18 protein-coding genes are annotated in these 15,973 nt (G+C 63.5%); 7 read left to right on the top strand and 11 right to left on the bottom strand.

Annotation, left to right across the window (positions count from 1 at the left end; translation table 11 throughout):
- Positions 1-114: 114 nt before the first annotated feature.
- From XB14_RS33725 to XB14_RS05975, 3 genes are all read left to right on the top strand, one after another.
- Entirely contained in the window at positions 115-246 is a 132-nt protein-coding gene (locus tag XB14_RS33725; RefSeq protein ID WP_268802268.1) for a hypothetical protein, read from the top strand.
- 289 nt (positions 247-535) lie between these two features.
- Complete coding sequence (locus tag XB14_RS33720) at positions 536-658, top strand: hypothetical protein (RefSeq protein WP_255380501.1); 123 nt, start codon at positions 536-538, stop codon at positions 656-658.
- 846 nt (positions 659-1,504) lie between these two features.
- Positions 1,505-1,897, top strand: a complete 393-nt coding sequence (locus XB14_RS05975) for a hypothetical protein (protein ID WP_077960739.1) — start codon at positions 1,505-1,507, stop codon at positions 1,895-1,897.
- Between the two features lie 135 nt (positions 1,898-2,032).
- On the opposite strand, the gene ftsZ is transcribed toward XB14_RS05975, so the two are convergent.
- The 3 genes from ftsZ to XB14_RS05960 all read right to left on the bottom strand — a co-directional run bounded on the left by ftsZ (position 2,033) and on the right by XB14_RS05960 (position 5,120).
- Positions 2,033-3,073, bottom strand: a complete 1,041-nt coding sequence (gene ftsZ / locus XB14_RS05970) for a cell division protein FtsZ (protein ID WP_077960738.1) — start codon at positions 3,071-3,073, stop codon at positions 2,033-2,035.
- A gap of 472 nt (positions 3,074-3,545) precedes the next feature.
- Positions 3,546-4,154 carry a glutathione S-transferase family protein gene (locus XB14_RS05965; protein ID WP_077960737.1) on the bottom strand — a complete coding sequence of 203 codons (609 nt, stop codon included), beginning with the start codon at positions 4,152-4,154 and terminating at the stop codon, positions 3,546-3,548.
- Positions 4,155-4,322: 168 nt separating this feature from the next.
- Positions 4,323-5,120: a phosphotransferase gene (locus tag XB14_RS05960; protein ID WP_077960736.1), complete on the bottom strand. Its 798-nt coding sequence runs from the start codon at positions 5,118-5,120 to the stop codon at positions 4,323-4,325.
- Positions 5,121-5,270: 150 nt separating this feature from the next.
- On the opposite strand from XB14_RS05960, the gene XB14_RS05955 reads away from it, so the two are divergent.
- Complete coding sequence (locus XB14_RS05955) at positions 5,271-5,567, top strand: hypothetical protein (RefSeq protein WP_077961897.1); 297 nt, start codon at positions 5,271-5,273, stop codon at positions 5,565-5,567.
- 18 nt (positions 5,568-5,585) lie between these two features.
- On the opposite strand, the gene XB14_RS05950 is transcribed toward XB14_RS05955, so the two are convergent.
- From XB14_RS05950 to XB14_RS05925, 6 genes are all read right to left on the bottom strand, one after another.
- Positions 5,586-5,972, bottom strand: a complete 387-nt coding sequence (locus tag XB14_RS05950; RefSeq protein WP_077960735.1) for a type II toxin-antitoxin system death-on-curing family toxin — start codon at positions 5,970-5,972, stop codon at positions 5,586-5,588.
- Positions 5,969-6,277 (bottom strand): hypothetical protein, encoded by a 309-nt coding sequence (locus XB14_RS05945; protein ID WP_077960734.1) that lies wholly within the window; start codon positions 6,275-6,277, stop codon positions 5,969-5,971. The genes XB14_RS05950 and XB14_RS05945 overlap by 4 nt, the downstream gene beginning before the upstream one ends.
- Positions 6,278-6,331: 54 nt before the next feature.
- On the bottom strand, positions 6,332-7,402 hold the full coding sequence (locus tag XB14_RS05940; RefSeq protein WP_077960733.1) for an ABC transporter ATP-binding protein: 1,071 nt from the start codon (positions 7,400-7,402) through the stop codon (positions 6,332-6,334).
- Complete coding sequence (locus XB14_RS05935) at positions 7,390-9,111, bottom strand: ABC transporter permease (RefSeq protein ID WP_143348346.1); 1,722 nt, start codon at positions 9,109-9,111, stop codon at positions 7,390-7,392. Before XB14_RS05935 ends, XB14_RS05940 begins: the two co-directional genes overlap by 13 nt.
- A 71-nt stretch (positions 9,112-9,182) precedes the next feature.
- On the bottom strand, positions 9,183-10,163 hold the full coding sequence (locus tag XB14_RS05930; protein ID WP_077960731.1) for an ABC transporter substrate-binding protein: 981 nt from the start codon (positions 10,161-10,163) through the stop codon (positions 9,183-9,185).
- Between the two features lie 122 nt (positions 10,164-10,285).
- Complete coding sequence (locus XB14_RS05925) at positions 10,286-11,209, bottom strand: peptidoglycan-binding domain-containing protein (protein WP_077960730.1); 924 nt, start codon at positions 11,207-11,209, stop codon at positions 10,286-10,288.
- A gap of 288 nt (positions 11,210-11,497) precedes the next feature.
- Here XB14_RS05925 and XB14_RS05920 point away from each other — a divergent pair, with 288 nt between their 5' ends.
- Together XB14_RS05920 and XB14_RS05915 are read left to right on the top strand one after the other, a co-directional pair.
- Positions 11,498-11,968, top strand: coding sequence for a carboxymuconolactone decarboxylase family protein (locus XB14_RS05920; protein WP_077960729.1), 471 nt, complete (start codon positions 11,498-11,500; stop codon positions 11,966-11,968).
- Entirely contained in the window at positions 11,968-12,825 is an 858-nt protein-coding gene (locus tag XB14_RS05915; protein WP_077960728.1) for a sigma-70 family RNA polymerase sigma factor, read from the top strand. The genes XB14_RS05920 and XB14_RS05915 overlap by 1 nt, the downstream gene beginning before the upstream one ends.
- A gap of 27 nt (positions 12,826-12,852) precedes the next feature.
- Here XB14_RS05915 and XB14_RS05910 read toward each other — a convergent pair whose 3' ends face one another.
- A complete protein-coding gene (locus XB14_RS05910; RefSeq protein WP_077960727.1) occupies positions 12,853-13,260 on the bottom strand; it encodes a RidA family protein in 408 nt (135 codons plus the stop codon).
- A gap of 170 nt (positions 13,261-13,430) precedes the next feature.
- On the opposite strand from XB14_RS05910, the gene XB14_RS05905 reads away from it, so the two are divergent.
- Positions 13,431-14,021 carry a TetR/AcrR family transcriptional regulator gene (locus XB14_RS05905; RefSeq protein ID WP_077960726.1) on the top strand — a complete coding sequence of 197 codons (591 nt, stop codon included), beginning with the start codon at positions 13,431-13,433 and terminating at the stop codon, positions 14,019-14,021.
- A gap of 41 nt (positions 14,022-14,062) precedes the next feature.
- Here XB14_RS05905 and XB14_RS05900 read toward each other — a convergent pair whose 3' ends face one another.
- Positions 14,063-15,961, bottom strand: a complete 1,899-nt coding sequence (locus XB14_RS05900) for an adenylate/guanylate cyclase domain-containing protein (RefSeq protein ID WP_077960725.1) — start codon at positions 15,959-15,961, stop codon at positions 14,063-14,065.
- Positions 15,962-15,973: the final 12 nt, after the last annotated feature.

Genomic DNA, 15,973 nt, shown 5'->3' with positions numbered 1-15,973 from the left:
CCCCTGGTGGCGCGCGAGTGCCGACGGCTCGCCGCCTTACCGCTGAGCAACCACGTAAGGGCTGACTTTTTCCTCTGCTGCTGCGAACTTGGCACCGCGAACGGAGTATCGAAAATGAACGACGACCATCTCTGGTACTGTCTCGTCGGCACCAAGGACACCAACACCGGCATGCTTCGGTTTCTCGTCGCCGTCGCGGCCTTCATCGTGCTGTTTGGCAGCCTCTTCTCGCTCCTGAGCCCTTAGATCCGGGCGATCGGCCTGGGGCCGTCAACGCGGCCATTCACGGGGGGCGCCGGTCTCACCGCGACCATAACCATCCCTGGACTTAGCCCTCGCCGGCCGGCCGCCGGTGGCGGGCCACCGGCGGCTGCCCGCTGTCCCCGCGGGAACAAGAGCCGCCCCTTCGCATTTGCTAGAACGGGCTAACGAAAGGCCAGAGGCCTTTCACCGGGAAGCATCGGATTTCCGGATCGATCAACGCCTGGCGCAACGAAGGATGAAGCCAGGCAAGAAGGAAGTCGGAGCAAGGCCCATGCGCATCATCCTGGTCGCCCTCGTCGCCTCGGTCATGAGCATCCTGGTGTTCAAATACGCTGACCATTCGCTCGGCAATACGCAAATCGTCGCGACCGCCGAACAGCTGGCCGCGCTCTAAGACCACCACCACCGTCGGTCCTGCATTCTAAGACAGGATTTCCACCACCTGCATCAATCTACGTCATGTCCTCGACGGTTCACCGGCGAAGTGCACCACGGCTTCCAGACCGAGCCGATAGGGGCGCCTTGCCCTCCGCTGCCCTGTTCGCTCGCGCCGCCCCGTTTCGCTCTTTCGTCGGGACGGCTGGATGGGCCGAGATCGCCGCCCAAATCGGGTGCGATGGATCGTCATTTTGCCGACCGACGCGCAGTCGACGTCTGCCGTTTGCCCCTCCTTCGCCCCCCGCCCGGAACGAGACACGCAAACGGAGCATGACAGCACGAACAACGACAACTTCTGATACTATCCTGTCGACCCGAAGGAGACCACAGCGGTCGACAGCGGCATACTCCGTTTCCTGCCGTTGATCACCGCATTCATCGTGATCTCCACCCAGCCTGTTTCAGGCCGCAAGCCTCTGGTACGCCGTGCGTCCGGATGGAGGCACGAGGAGCCCTCTAAAAGCTTGTTTATACGGCATCTTTCCGCGTCGAGCGTTCCCGCATCAAGCCGGGTGCCCGCAACCGGACACCGCTCGTCAAGAACGGAACCGGCACCTTCCGCTTCCCGGTCCGAACCTACCCGCCCGATCGGAGGCAAAATTGGTAGCGACCAATTTCGCAACCTCTAATAGACGACGAACGATCGGAGAACGCTCCGAGCACGAAAGCGGTTTTTCTCTAACCTCCTCCCCCAAATGGGGGAGGAACATTTCGTGAAACCGGCCGAAGCGAGGACGCGCATCTTGCCAATCCCTAAAGTTGTATCGCATAGGCCGGGACAACAATTTATACGATTGGATAAATGAACCTCCGTCTCGTCGCCGGCGGCATGCTTGCCGCCCTCTTGTGCGCAATCGCCATCGTCCTGTTCGCGCCGCGAACCGAGCAATCCATGAGCTATTCCAAGTACGAGTGGGGTATTTCCGCACTGCGCAAGCGCCCGGGCGCCCGGCGAGAATATATGGAGGCATGCGTGCCGGAATCGGCGGCCGAACTCAAGGACACCCCACTTGAGGGAACGCCCTATGCTCGTCGAGACGAAATGGCGGAACACCTCTGCCGGCGCTATTTCGACGTGATCATCGACGGCAGGCTGACCTTCGCCGAGTTCAACCGCTCGATGTCCGGTGCCCTTCCACTCTCGGTGATCGAAGAAGCCGAACGCCGGAAACCACGCCTGCCGCGCGGCGAGTGACACCTTCGGCGCCGCTCTTCGGACCTTCAGCAACGGACCGAAGGCCCAAAACTGCAGCAACAAAACGCCGTGCGTCCGGATGAACGCACGGCGTCTGATGCGTGCAGTGTCTCCACCCGCAGGTGGATCGCAGTGTTATTGCAGCGTACGGATCGGTGCAGGTGCAGGCGCGGCCTGGCCGGCGGCGGCACCGGCCGGGTTGGCGGCTGAGCGCGCGCCGTCGAGGCCGGTCGCGACGACGGAGACGCGGAACGTACCGTCGAGCGAGCGGTCGAAGATCGAGCCGACGACGATGTCGGCCTCGTCATAGACCTCTTCGCGGATGCGGGTCGCGGCTTCGTCCACTTCGAACAGCGTCATGTCCATGCCGCCGGAAATCGAGATCAGCACGCCGCGGGCGCCGCGCATCGACACTTCGTCGAGCAGCGGGTTGGCGATCGCCGCTTCCGCGGCCTTGAGCGCCCGGCCCTCGCCGGTCGCCTCGCCGGTGCCCATCATCGCCCGGCCCATGCCCTTCATCACCGATTTCACGTCGGCGAAGTCGAGGTTGATCAGGCCTTCCTTGACGATCAGGTCGGTGATGCAGCCGACGCCCGAATAGAGCACCCGGTCGGCAATCACGAAGGCATCGGCAAAGGTGGTCTTGGCATCGGCGATGCGGAAGAGGTTCTGGTTGGGGATGACGATGACGGTGTCGGCCGCCTCGCGCAGCCGCTCGATGCCCTGCTCGGCGGTTTCCATGCGGCGCTTGCCTTCGAAGCTGAAGGGCTTGGTGACGACGCCGACCGTGAGGATACCGGCCTTGCGTGCCGCTTCCGCGATCACCGGTGCCGCACCCGTGCCCGTGCCGCCGCCCATGCCGGCGGTGACGAAGCACATATGCGTGCCGCCGAGGTGATCCATGATCTCGTCGATCGATTCTTCCGCCGCCGCCCTGCCGACATCCGGCAGCGAACCGGCGCCGAGGCCTTCGGTCACCGCCGCGCCGAGCTGGATGATGCGCGACGACTTCGACATCGCAAGCGCCTGCGCATCGGTGTTGGCCACCACGAAATCGACGCCCTGAAGCCCTTCGTTGATCATGTTGTTGATGGCGTTGCCGCCGCCGCCGCCGACACCGATCACGGTGATCTTCGGGCGCATTTCGGTGATCGTGGGCTTCTTGAAATCGGTCATGGCTTTGTCTCCTAGAGCCAACGCCAGCAGGCGTAAGCGGCGGGCGAATCGGGCAGCTTGTATTTTAGGAATTGAAAAAAGCCATGGAGAAGGCAAGCAAAAAGGACGCAGGCGCTATCCACATATGAATTTTAGCGGGGCCTTTCGGTGGTGTCTTCGGGCTCGACCTGCCTCGGTCGGACCGAAAGAATTTGTTGTTATATCAACGATTTGCGCTGATGTTGAGTACCAGCGCCGCCCCTCACCCTAACCCTCTCCCCGCACGCGGGGAGAGGGGACGAGCGCCATGGCCACGTCACGACTTGCCGCCTTTTTGCGAAGAGACCGCGACCGGGACGGCTAAGGTGGAGCGAGCGGCCGCCACGACTCTCCTTCTCCCCGTGGCACGGGGAGAAGGTGGCCGGCAGGCCGGATGAGGGGCCGATCTCGCCATCCAAAGACAGCGCGAAACCGCCCCTGCCCTTGCTGCTCCCTATGCCTCAAAACTCGGCCGCGCGCGCACCCGCTCCAGCCAGCGCTGGACATTCTTCGCCGAAGTCGGGATCTCCATGCCGAAGACGTCGCAGAGCCAGGCGGTGACGCCGGCAGTAATGTCGGCGATCGAGAATTCGTCGCCGGCAAGATACGGCCGGCCATCGGAAAGCTCATCGTCGAGCCAGCCCCATTTCTTCGGCACCGCCACCCGCTCGGTCTCGGCAAAGGCCGGAAACTGCGTCAGCCGCTCGGCGAAGAAGGCGTCCGAATGCAGCGCCACATTGCCGACGGTGCCGAGGATCACCAGTTCGGCGCGCCGGTTCCACATCTCCACCTTGGCGCGGCTGACGGCATCGTGGCCAAAGAGCTGCGGCTCGCGCTTCGTCTCTTCGAGGTAGCGGCAGATCGCGACGCTCTCGGTAATGATCGTACCGTCGTCGAGCTCCAGAACCGGGATCTGGCCGAGCGAGTTGACCGCCAGGAACGCCGGCGCCCTGTGTTCGCCCTTGGCGAAATCGACATCCACCATCGGCAGCGAAATGCCTTTCTCCGCCATGAAGATGCGCACGCGATACGAATTCGGGCCCATGCCCTGATAGAGCTTCATCTGATCCTCCTGTCGCTGAGGCGCTTCGCCTCGTTCCTCCTCAACCGCATAAAAGCGGAACACCGGTTGTTTATAGCAACCAGTTTCATTTAACTCAATGGTTTATTTAAGCTGGCGACAATTCTTTTTCTCGAGCGCTATCGGCTTGCCCCGCCGCTTCGCCGATCGTCAGGCAAGGTTTCGGGACAATAGCGTCCTATGGCGCTCGAAGGCGCGCAGTTCCCGCTGCCAATGGTCGAGATGCCCGTCCCGTTTCAGGCGCTCGGTCGCGGCCGCGCCGATCATTGCCAGCATCGCCGCCTCGTCGCCCATATGCCCGAGCACATCGGCGACCATCGCAAGCAAGGCGTCGTCGCAGGCAAGACCGTAGGTCGCGCACAGCCGTTTCAGCCGCCGGCTGCCATCATCGAGATCCGCCAGCGCCGCTGCCTTCAATTCATCGGAATGGAAGGAAAGCGGCACGGTCCAATAGGCGAGATAGGCAAGGTCGCGCAACCGCGGCCCGGGCCCGGCGAGATCGAAGTCGATGATCCCCACCGGCGCGCCGTGGCGGAATATCAGATTGTACGGCGCAAAATCATTGTGGCAGATGACCTCCCATCGACGCCGATCCGGATATCGGAAGGCCCAGCGATCCGCCGCGCCGAAGTCGAATTCGGCCGTCGCGTCATGATAGGCGCGAAGCAGCCGCACAGCGGCAATCAGCGCATCTTCGCAAAGCCAGATGCCGGGAGACACACCGGCATCGCCTTCAATAAAGCTCAGCATCTCTCGTCCCTGGCCGTCGAGGCCCAGGAACCGCGGCGATCCCGCAAAGCCCTTTGCCTCGAGATTAAGGAGCAGCCGGTGAACGCTCGCGCTCTCAGGGCGCGTGGCGCGGCGCACCGTATCGCCGACGCGCACGACGCCGGCATTGACGTTCCCGCCCGCAAGCGGCGTTTCCTGTATCGACGTTTCGGATGTCATCGGACCGTTCGAGGGGCTGGAGGCGAAGCTGGCCGAGGATCGCCTTCGGATCGTCCACTGTCAACGAACCGTTCCCATCGGGGGCCCGCCGATCGCTGTCCTTGAATCTGCCGGGCGATCATGCTTGCCTCTTCCAAACAGGAGTTCGCCATGTTCGCCCGATCTGCCGCCTTGTGCCTCGCCCTCTTGCTTGCCGCCGATCAGGCCGCAGCAGCCCTTGCGCCGAACTATCAGCGCGCCCGCGAACTGAACGCCGTCATCAATGCGGTCGCCGTCGCCGTTCCCAAGCACCCGATCGACAAGGTCATCAGCCAGGGCCGCGACCGCTATGCGGTCGTGGCCGGCACGTGCACCGTCATCGCAAGGATCGTCGGCCTGCCGTCGAAACCCGGCATGGTCGGCCCGCGCCAGTTCGAGGTCGAACTCGACAAGCCAGACTGCGATTGAAGCGCATTAGCTCAATGGTCAGTCGCCGGCTGGCAGGAGATGCGCATTCACCCAATCGGCAAGCTCCACCTCCCCCATCTGGCCATCGGCGACGGACCAGATGGCGTCACGTGTATCCTTCTGGCTGGCATCGAGCGTATAGCCCAGGATTCGCAACTGCATCGCAAGCGCGAAGAGCGCAGCGCGCTTGTTGCCGTCGGTAAAGCCGTGCGCTTTCGCGACACCAACGCATACCGCGGCCGCCAGCCTGCCGGCCGTGACGTTATCTTCATAGAGGGCAATGTTGACAGGGCGGTCAATCGCGCCGCGAATTGCGCCTTCATCCCGGATGCCGGGCAATCCTCCATGCCGCTTGATGGTCAGGTCGTGTGCCTGCACCAAAGCATCGAAGGATATTGGCTTCATTTGGCAAGTTCGGAGAGCGTCCAATCAAAGCGCGCGAATACATCCTCCGCCGCCTTCATCGAGACTTCGTAGGTTTCATCAGCGCTGGCGGCCACAGCCGGTTGGTCCTGTTTGACGACAACCGTTTGCGGTCGCAGGTAAGGAGTGCTCTTCGGTGGCTTCTCTGTTTCGCCGGAAGCAGTTCTACCTTGACGTTCGACCACCACGTGCGAATGCTTGACTTTCTCTCCGACGAGAAGACGCCCCGTCGCGGCATCTCTGCCGACGGCAACTTTTCCGGTGGTTTTTCCGACACTCTTAGCCATGCCTACGATATAGCATTTGGAAGTGGCGTTTCCAAGAAGGCGCAACCTTCTTCCCTAAAGCTGCCACCCCTGGCTGACCACGAAGCGTGCCGTTTCTCCCGGCCTTATCGCGCTGTCGCCATAGGCCTTCAGCGCCTGCCCGTCGGGCAGCGCCAATGTCAGGGCAAAACGCTCGCCCTCGAAGACGCAGGAGAGGACGCGAAGCGCCATGCCCTCGCCGTCGCGGCGCACATGTTCCGGCCGCACGAGCACGTCACGAATTCGCACGTCGCCCGTTGGCACATCGCGGATCGTCCCACTGCCCGCGCCATCCATACCGATGCCGCCGAGCGTGGCGCGCAGCGTCGACCATTCCAGCGCCCGTGGCGCGCCCTCCGGCAGTGCCAGCCTGAGCACCGAGCCGCGGCCGATGAGACCACCGACGACGGCGCCTTCGGGCCTTGCGTAGATCTCGGCGGGTGGCGCCATCTGCATCAGCCGCCCTTCGTGCATGACGGCGACATCGGTCGCAAGCGCCATCGCCTCCGCCTGGTCGTGGGTCACATAGATCATCGTCGCGCCCGAGCGTTCGTGGAAGATGCGGAATGTCTCTTCCATCGACTTGCGCAGGTGCTGGTCGAGATTGGCAAGCGGCTCGTCGAGCAGCACCACATCAGGCCAGGTCACCAGGCAGCGGGCGAGCGCCACGCGCTGGCGCTGGCCGCCGGAAAGCGCCGCCGGCCGGCGATCGGCATAGTCGGTGAGCTTCACCAGCACCAGCGCGTCGCCGACGCTTCTCTGCCACGCCGACCCCGAAATGCCGCGCACCTTCAGGGGATAACCGACATTTTCGGCGACCGTCATATGCGGCCAGAGCGCATAGGACTGGAATACCATCGCCATGTTGCGCCTCTCCGGCGGCAGCGCCAGAGAGGCATCGGAAAGCCGCCTTTCGCCGAAATCGATCGAACCGTCGCTTGGGCGCTCGAAGCCGGCGATCATCCTGAGCACCGTCGTCTTGCCGCAGCCCGACGGCCCGAGCAGCGCCAGGAAACCGCCTTCCCGCACCGTCAGCGACAGGTCCGAGACCGCCGGCCGGCCGCCGCCGAAATGCTTGGTGAGATGGTTCAGGATCAGTTGCGCCATGGCAGCACGCCCTCGGGAAGATACTTTGCGACAGCCTCGAGCGCGGCCATCAGCACGACGACCATCACCACCACCAGCACCGAAAGGGCTGCGGCAAGGTCGGACGAGCCGCTGTCGTCGAGATTGAAGATGGCAACGCCGAGCGTCTGGGTGCCGGCCGACCAGAGCAGCGCCGAAACCGTCAGCTCATTGGCGGCAATCAGGAAGACCAGGATGATCGCGGCACCGGCCGCCGGCGCCACCAGCGGCAGGATCACGTCGCGCATGCGGCGGAAGAAGCCGGCACCGGCGAGACGGGCCGCCTCTTCGAGCGACGGGTCCATCTGCAGGAACGCGCTCATCACGGGCTTCAGGCTGACGGCGAGGAACGAGGAGAAATAGGCGATCAGGATGATCCAGATCGTGCCGTAGAGCGAGACGTTGAGGTAAGGCAAAGGTGCTGCGAAGGTGAGGATGAAGGCGACGGCGAGCACGATGCCCGGCAGCGCATAGGGGATCTCGATGAGGATGCCGAGCGTACTGGCAAGCCAGCCCTTGCGGCGGGTCATGAGATAGGCCGCGGGCACCGAGACCGCGAGCAGGCCAAGCGCGGCGCTGGTCGCAAGGAACATCGAATTGCCAAGCGCCTTCAGCGTCATCGACTGGCGAAAGAGGATTTCTTCGTAAGCACGCAGCGACACGGTCTGAAGGTTGAGTGGCACGCCATAGGCCGGCACCAGCGAGCTCGCGACAAGGGCGGCAAGCGGTGCCACCAGCACGAGAAAGAGGATCGCCACCAGCGTCAGCTCGACGACCGGACGGAAGGGCCCGAGCGAAAAGGCGGCATTCGCGCCTGAGAGGCCGATGATCCGGTAGTCTTTCCCGTCGAGCGCCTTCTGCTGCAGCATCAGTCCGGCGGCGGCGATCACGGCAATCAGGCTGGAGAGCAGCGCGATCTCGCCGAAGGTGCCGGCGCCGAAGCTCGCGAGCCGCGTATAGATCAGCGTCGGCAGCACCTCGATCCCGGCGGGAATGCCGAGGATCGCCGGGATGCCGAAATTGCCGACACCGGAAACAAAGGCGATCGCGGCACCGGCGATCAGCCCCGGCGAGGACAGCGGCGCGACAATATCGCGAAAAACGCGGAAGGGTGTCGCCCCCGCAAGCCGCGCCGCCTCCACTCCGTCGCGCGGTGACGCCGAAAGCCCGGCTTTCAGCGCCAGAAAAACGAGCGGCGCGTGCTGCACGCCGAGGAGCAGCGAAATGCCCGCCAGCGAATAGAGCGGCTGCGGGCTGCCGAGCGGCGGCGCGATCCCCAGCGTCTTCAACAACGGGCTTGCCGGCCCGGTCATTTCCACCCAGGCAAGCGCGGTCACCTGCGGCGGGATCATCATCGGCAGCATGAAGGCGAAGCTCAAGATGAGCTTGCCGCGCACATCCGTCAGCGCCACCGAAAACGCAAAGAGCGCGCCGATGACCACCGACACGACCATGCCGCCGGTTGCCGTGATCAGCGTGTTGCGGATCGCCGCAAAGGTTGCGGGCTCCGTGAGCACGCCGATCGACCGGCCCGAAACGAGCCCGGCAAAGCCGGCCTTCGCCAGGCTGAAGAGCGGCAGGAGGCAGAGGAGAAACAGGCAGGCGAGAACGAAGGGCACCAGCCAGCGCGGCTCGGCAGCGGGGCTTGCCCCTGCCTGCCCCTTTGCCCGCACCTTCGGCACGCCCCCCATCAGGCCTCGAATGGGAAAGCGCAGCCAGCGGTGCCGGCTGCGCTGATCGTTGCGTTCAAGCATTCCCGGGATCAGTTCGTGCCGAAGATGCCGGAGAAGGTTTTCAGGTCCGCGTCGGAATTCTTCACCGCTTCAGCAGCGTTCACCGGCAGCACCTTGATCGTCTCGCGGGCCGGATAGCCCTCAGGCAGATCAACGCCGTTGCGGGCCGGGATATAGCCCATCTTCACCGCCGTCTTCTGGCCTTCCTCGGACAGCAGGAAGTCGACGAACTTCCTGGCGGCCTCGACGTTCTTTGCGGTCTTCAGGATTCCGACCGGCTCGGTCACGGCAGACACGCCCTCGGCCGGGAAGACGAATTCCACCGGCGCGCCCTTGGCCTTTTCGCGGATCGCCATGAAGTCGACGAGCATGCCATAGGCCTTCTCGCCGGTTGCAACGGCCTTCAAGACGCCGCCATTGCCGCCGGCAGCCGTCGCGCCATTTCCGGCAAGCGCCTTGTAGTAGTCCCAGCCGAGGCCGTCGATGCCGGTCAGCGTCTGCGCGTGGATCAGTGCTGCACCCGAGGTCAGCGGGCTCGGCATGGTCACGAGGCCCTTGGCTTCCGGCTTGGCGAGATCCTGCCAGCCCTGAGGCTTCATGGCGGCCGAGGTGTTATAGACGATGCCGGTCGTGATCATCTTGGTGGAGTAATAGGCGCCGTCGGCATCATAGAGCGCGGCGTCGTAGTTCGCCGCCTCCGGTGACTTGTAGCCCTCGAGGTGACCCGCTTCCTTCAGCCGCTGCATCGTCACGGTATCGGCGATCAAGAGCACGTCGGCGACCGGATTGCCGGCCTCGATCTCGGCCATCAGCTTGGCCATGATCTTCGTCGTGCCCTCGCGCACCCATTCCACCTCGATGCCGGGATTGGCCGCCTGGAACGCATCGACGGTCGCCTGCGCATCCTCGTTCGGCTGGCTGGTATAGAGCACCAGGCTTTCGGCATAGGCCGCGGTCGAAAGCAGGCCTGCGACGAGCGCGCCGGCAAGGACGGAAACGAACGATTTCATGAGTAATACCCTCGTGTTGAAACTGGCGCCGAGGGATAGGGCCACCCCTTTACAGGGGTATGACAATTGCGCGGATCACTCGCTGGCAAAACAGACCAGCCCCCCAAAATCAGGCAAGCGGCTCACTGGGAAGATGAGGACGTAACGTTGCGGTAGTGGACATAGGCCTTGGCCACGGCATGCAGAAACTCGCGGTCCCGGTGACCATTGTAGTCATATATTCTGAAGACCCTGGCGAAATTTCGCGCGGCCCTCTCAGACTTCGGCCCGAACTTGTTATCCAGTTCGCCGTGATAGAAGCCCAGATAGGCGAGATACTTCTGCAGCAGGTCGACGTCTCCACCCGCAGATTCGAGCATCAACCTGTCGAACTCCTGCTCGACGTAAAGCGAAAGACCGTGATCGCTCTTCTTGTTCACGATGCTCAGTTGATACCCCAAGTTCGCTGCAGCGATGAAGGTGTTCAACGCGTTCAGGATGAGATTGTAGTCGATGGGCCTGCCGCCAACGGGCAAGAGAGCCAGATTGAGGGACAGCATCATCGAGGCTATCCTCGACTTCATGTGAAATGGGCTGCTGAGCGAGTATTCCAGCACCTCGAAGAGACAACCATCCCCCACATAATCCTGGGACGGATCGAGAACCTTTCTGAGGTAATCCTCGTCCACGCCGGTTATCAGGTTGTTTTCACCGTAGCGCAGACGCCCCCTCTCCTCGCCGCTCCCGTCGGTGACGGCAACAACGTCAAGCGCCTCCACTGCCAGTTCCCTGATGGCGATTCCGATGCGCCGCATGAGGATCGTGGCCAGGATGGCCTCGACAGCGGTTTTCTCCATGCCGTGCCTGGGCACCACCGGGCCGAGATAGCCGTCGAGCTTGCCGAACGATACGTCGACCTCCCCCTGCAGCTTGCCATACCAGCTCGGAGACTGCGCAGTCAGAACAAAACTACGATCTTCAAGCTTCCGCCAAAGAGAGGAAGCATCATTTATCGTTATGTCAAACACGTACGGCATGTCCAACGCAGCATTTAGCTCTTCCGGCAATGCTTCCTCCCTGAAGAAGGCTGTACGTGACGTAACGGAGTGGAAATACAATTCCAATAGTCACATATTGTATTTCTAATATATAGTCATCTAAACGGATTAGTGCCGTCCCAAATCGGATCAATTGATGATTTGAACACGAACGGCCAGGCAATACTTTGGCACACTTAGCAGCCGATATGTGCCATACCGACCGCCGACGGCAATCTCAAAAAAAGTTCGGCCCGATGTCACAGCGGGCAATCCTGTCTCGTCATGGTATCGGAACCAACGAAAGGAAACGGAACCATGACTGCCAAGATCGACCTTTTCGCCGCTGCCCCCGCGCTGATGAAGAACTGGATGGGCACCTCCATCGCCGTTGCCACAAGCCTTGACGCCACCATTATCGAGCTCGTGAAGATCCGCGCCTCGCAGATCAACGGCTGCGCCAACTGCATCAACATGCACACCCAGGAAGCCCGCGAAAAGGGCGAGACGGAACAGCGCATCTACCTGCTTTCCGCCTGGCGCGAGGCGCCCTGCTATTCCGATCGCGAGCGCGCCGCGCTAGGCTGGACCGAAGCGCTGACGCGGCTTTCGGAAGGCCACGGCCACGAAGCGGCCTATCAGGCGCTGAAGGACCATTTCACCGAGGAGGAACAGGTGAAGCTCACGCTGATGATCAACGTCATCAACGGCTGGAACAGGCTTGCCGTCGGCTTCGGCCTCTGGATCGATCCGGCAGCCGCCAAGGCCGCCGCGCAGGCTGCCGCCTGATGGCGGGCAGCGCCCATGAGGACGCAGCGGCGGTCTTCGACCCGCTGCGTCCGAAGCTCGTCCGCGTCGCCTACCGCATGCTCGGCTCCGTCGCCGATGCGGAAGACATGGTGCAGGAGGCCTTCATCCGCTGGATGGGGGCCGACCGCACGTCCGTGCGCGAGCCCGAAGCGTTCCTGCGCCGCACGGTGACGCGGCTCTGCCTCGACCAGCTGAAATCCGCGCGATTGAAGCGCGAGACCTATGTCGGCCCCTGGCTTCCCGACCCCGTCGTCGAGGAGGAGCCGGAGGACGACGTCACCCTGCCGCTGATGCTGGCGCTCGAACGGCTGTCGCCGCTGGAGCGCGCCGCCTTCCTGCTGCACGATGTCTTCGGCCAGAGCTTCGACGAGGTAGCAGTGACGATCGAGCGCGACGCCGCCGCCTGCCGCCAGCTGGCCGCCCGCGCCCGCACCCACGTGCGCGAGGAACGCCCCCGCTTCCAGATCGAGCAGCAGCGCGGCCTGGAACTCGCCAACGCCTTCTTCGCCGCCTCCCGCCACGGCGACATGAAGACGCTCGGCGCCATGCTCGCCGCCGATGTCAGCGTGCATTCCGACGGCGGCGGCAAACGCCCGGCCGCCCTGCAGCCGATCCTCGGTTATGACGCGGTCATGAAGGTGCACGAACAATTGGCCGCCCTCTTCGCCAAACACGGCTCCACGCTCGTGCGCGCCGGCTTCATCAACGGCCTGCCGGGCTTCGTCACCCGCGAAGCCGATGGCGAGTTGCAGACGACCGCGCTAGAGATCGAGAACGGCAAGGTCGTGGCGATCTACGTCGTGCGCAACCCGGACAAGCTGGTGCATTTGCACTAGACCCCGGGTTGCCACTTTCCCGGCGTCCTACGCTGCCTGTTGGCCGGCCGGAATCCGCGCGATCACCTTGATCTCGAAGTCGAAACCGGCGAGCCAGTTGACGCCGATGGCGGTCCAGTTCGGATAGGGTTTTTCGGAGAAGACGCGGTCCTTGACCGCCAGGATCGTTTCGAACTGGTTCTGCGGATCGGTGTGGAAGCTGGTGACATCGACAATGTCGTCGAAGGTGCAGCCGGCGGCTTTCAGCGTCGCTTCGAGATTGGCGAAGGCGCGCTCAACCTGGCGGGTGAAATCCGGCTCCGGCGTGCCGTCCTCGCGGCTGCCGACCTGGCCGGAAACGAACAGCAGATCCTTCGAGAGGATCGCGGCGGAGTAGCCATGCGCCTCGTAGAGCGCGTGGCGGTTTGCGGGGAAAATTGCGTTGCGTACCGTCATCCGTATGGTCCTTTTCCTAAATCCAGGGCGCAGAAACGGGCGAGCGCTGCCCGATCAGGCAGAACTTCACAAAACCCATCTCGCTTGATATACGCCACGTATATGAACTAACTCGATATGCCGCGAATGTCAATTTTCATATACGCGGCGTATACGAAAATGAGGATCCGATGGCCAGAAGCCGCCAGGAAACGATGGAAGAAAACCGGGTGAAGCTGGTCGCGGCCGGCCGCAAGGCTTTCGCGGAAAAGGGCTATGCGGCGGCTTCCATGGACGAGCTGACCGCCGATGTCGGGCTGACGCGCGGCGCGCTTTACCATAATTTCGGCGACAAGCGCGGGCTGCTTGCCGCCGTCGTCACCGAGGTCGATGGCGAGATGGCCGAACGCGCCAAGGCGCTCGCTTCCAACGCAGGCGATCCCTGGCAGTGCATGCTTGCCGAAGGGGCCGCCTATATCGAGATGGCGCTCGACCCGGAAGTGCAGCGCATCGTGCTGCTCGATGGTCCCTCGGTGCTCGGCGACCCCTCGAAATGGCCGAGCCAGAACAGCTGCCTGGTGGCAACAAAACGCTCGGTGGAACAATTGCTGGCCAAAGGCATCCTGAAACCCGTCGATCCCGAAGCGGCAGCCAGGCTCTTGAGCGGTGCCGCCCTCAACGCCGCCCTCTGGGTCGCCGCCAGCGACGATCCCAAGGCCGTACTGCCGAAGGCGATCGACGCCTTCCAAACCCTGGCCTCAGGGCTGCTGGCGGATCGCTGATCCGCCACGCATGCCGTTGGCGATCGTCGCGGCGGTGCAGACTAACGGGCGTTCGAGCCCACCAGCTCCCAGAGGTCGATGCCGCCCGAGCGCCCCTTCACGTGCACCATCCCCATGGCGCGGAAGTCGAAGAGGTCGGCAACCGCAGAATGCACCGCCCCGCTCACCAGGATCGAGGTGTTGAACTCCTTGTTCAGCCCTTCGAGCCGGGAGGCGACGTTGATGGTGTCGCCCATGGCCGTGTATTGCTGGCGCGCGATCGCGCCGAAGCTGCCGACGACCGCCGGCCCCGTATGCACGCCAAAGCGCGTGAACAGTTCCGGCCGGCCGCTTCTGCGGTTGGTCTCGTTCAGGCGATCGACCGCCGCCTTCATCGCCAGCGCGCAATGACAGCCGTTCTCGATGTGCTGCGGATCGGCAACGGGCGCGTTCCAGATGACGAAGATGCTGTCGCCGAGATACTGGATCACCGTTCCGTGGTATTCTTCGGCCACCGTGTTCAGCATCTCGAAATAGGCCGAGAGGATGTCGACGACCTCCTCCGGCGAATGCTGTTCGGAAATGGTGGTGAAGTCGCGCACGTCGGTAAAAAGTGCCGTCACCTCCTGTCGCCTGCCTCGGACAGCCGCCCCGCCCTCGGGATCGATGATCCGCCGCACCACCTCGCGCGGCACATAGAGGGCAAACTGGACGATGGCACGACGGCTGGCGGAAAGCGCGCCGCCAAGCGTGTTGATCTCGGTGATCCAGGAATGCGGGGCGTCCGTGCCGGCAAAGTTCAGGTCGCCGATCCGCCGCGCCTCGTCGGCGAGGTGATAGAGCTTGCGACTGATCACGCGTGACAGCATGAGCGAGCCGACCACGCCGGCCACCAGCACGCCCGCGGCAATCATGAGGTTGCGCACCAGCAGCCGGTTTGCCTGCGCCACCAGGTCCTGCAACGGCACGACGATCGCAACCGAGCTGCCCTTGAACAGGCCGGAAACGCTGACCGGCGCCATCTGGACCAGATATCGCTCGCCGGCAAAATCGGCTTCGGCAAGACCGCCGGTCTGATAGGCGGGATCTTTGCGCAGTCCGGCGACGACGTCGAGGCTCGGATCGAGGCTGCGCATGCCGGCCCCGCCGCCGCCCGACCAGGCGCCGAGGATCGTGCTCATCAGCGCCGGGTCGGAATGGGCGACGAGCTCGCCATCGCTGCCGACGACATAGGACCGAGCGCGCGGCGAGATCTGTCGCGCATCGAGCAGGCGGCTGATGGTCTGAAGGTGGATGTTGGTGCCGACCACGATCCCCTCCTGGCCCTTCAGCGGAGCGGCAAGCGCCAGCGTCGGAACCTTCAGCGTTCCCGTGACATAGGGGCCGACGGAAACCGGACCGCCGGTTCGCAACGCCGTCTGATACCAGGGGCTCTGCCGCGGGTCGAAATTCGTCCGCTCGAACGGACGCTCCCCGATCTGCCTGGCTTGCCCGTCGAGGAACCGAAGGGTCGAGACGATGCCCCCGTCCTTGCCTTGGGCGAGCAAGCGGACGGCAAAGGCGGTGCCTGCCGGTGCCGCCAGACTTTGGCGAACATAGTCCCGCCCCGTGTTGAGCAGGTAGGAACCATCGGGATAACCGGCATAGACGCTCGTCGCGTTGGAAACGCTTCTGAGCACTTCGAGGAAGAACTGCACCTTCGGCTGCAGGTCTCCGGGCGGCGCGACGGCAAGCTGCGGCACGGTGGAGGCGAGCGCGACCGCCTCGTGGCCGCCCTCCAGCGCATTCCTGTAGCCCTCGATCAGCCTGAGGCTCATCTCGCGCATGTGCTTCTCGCCGGCAAGGATCGCCGCCTGTCGCCCCTGGCTGAACGCCATCCAGATGATCGGTGTTGCCGTCAGCAGCAGCAGGGCGACGACCAGCACGCTGAGATGCACTCTGAGAGGCCTGGACCAGTTCACGCAATTCCCCCG

It is taken from the genome of Ensifer adhaerens, from assembly GCF_002007205.1.
Lineage (GTDB): Bacteria > Pseudomonadota > Alphaproteobacteria > Rhizobiales > Rhizobiaceae > Ensifer > Ensifer adhaerens_D.
The sequence above is the reverse complement of the archived record's forward strand: the minus strand, read 5'-3'. Positions and strand labels throughout refer to the sequence as shown.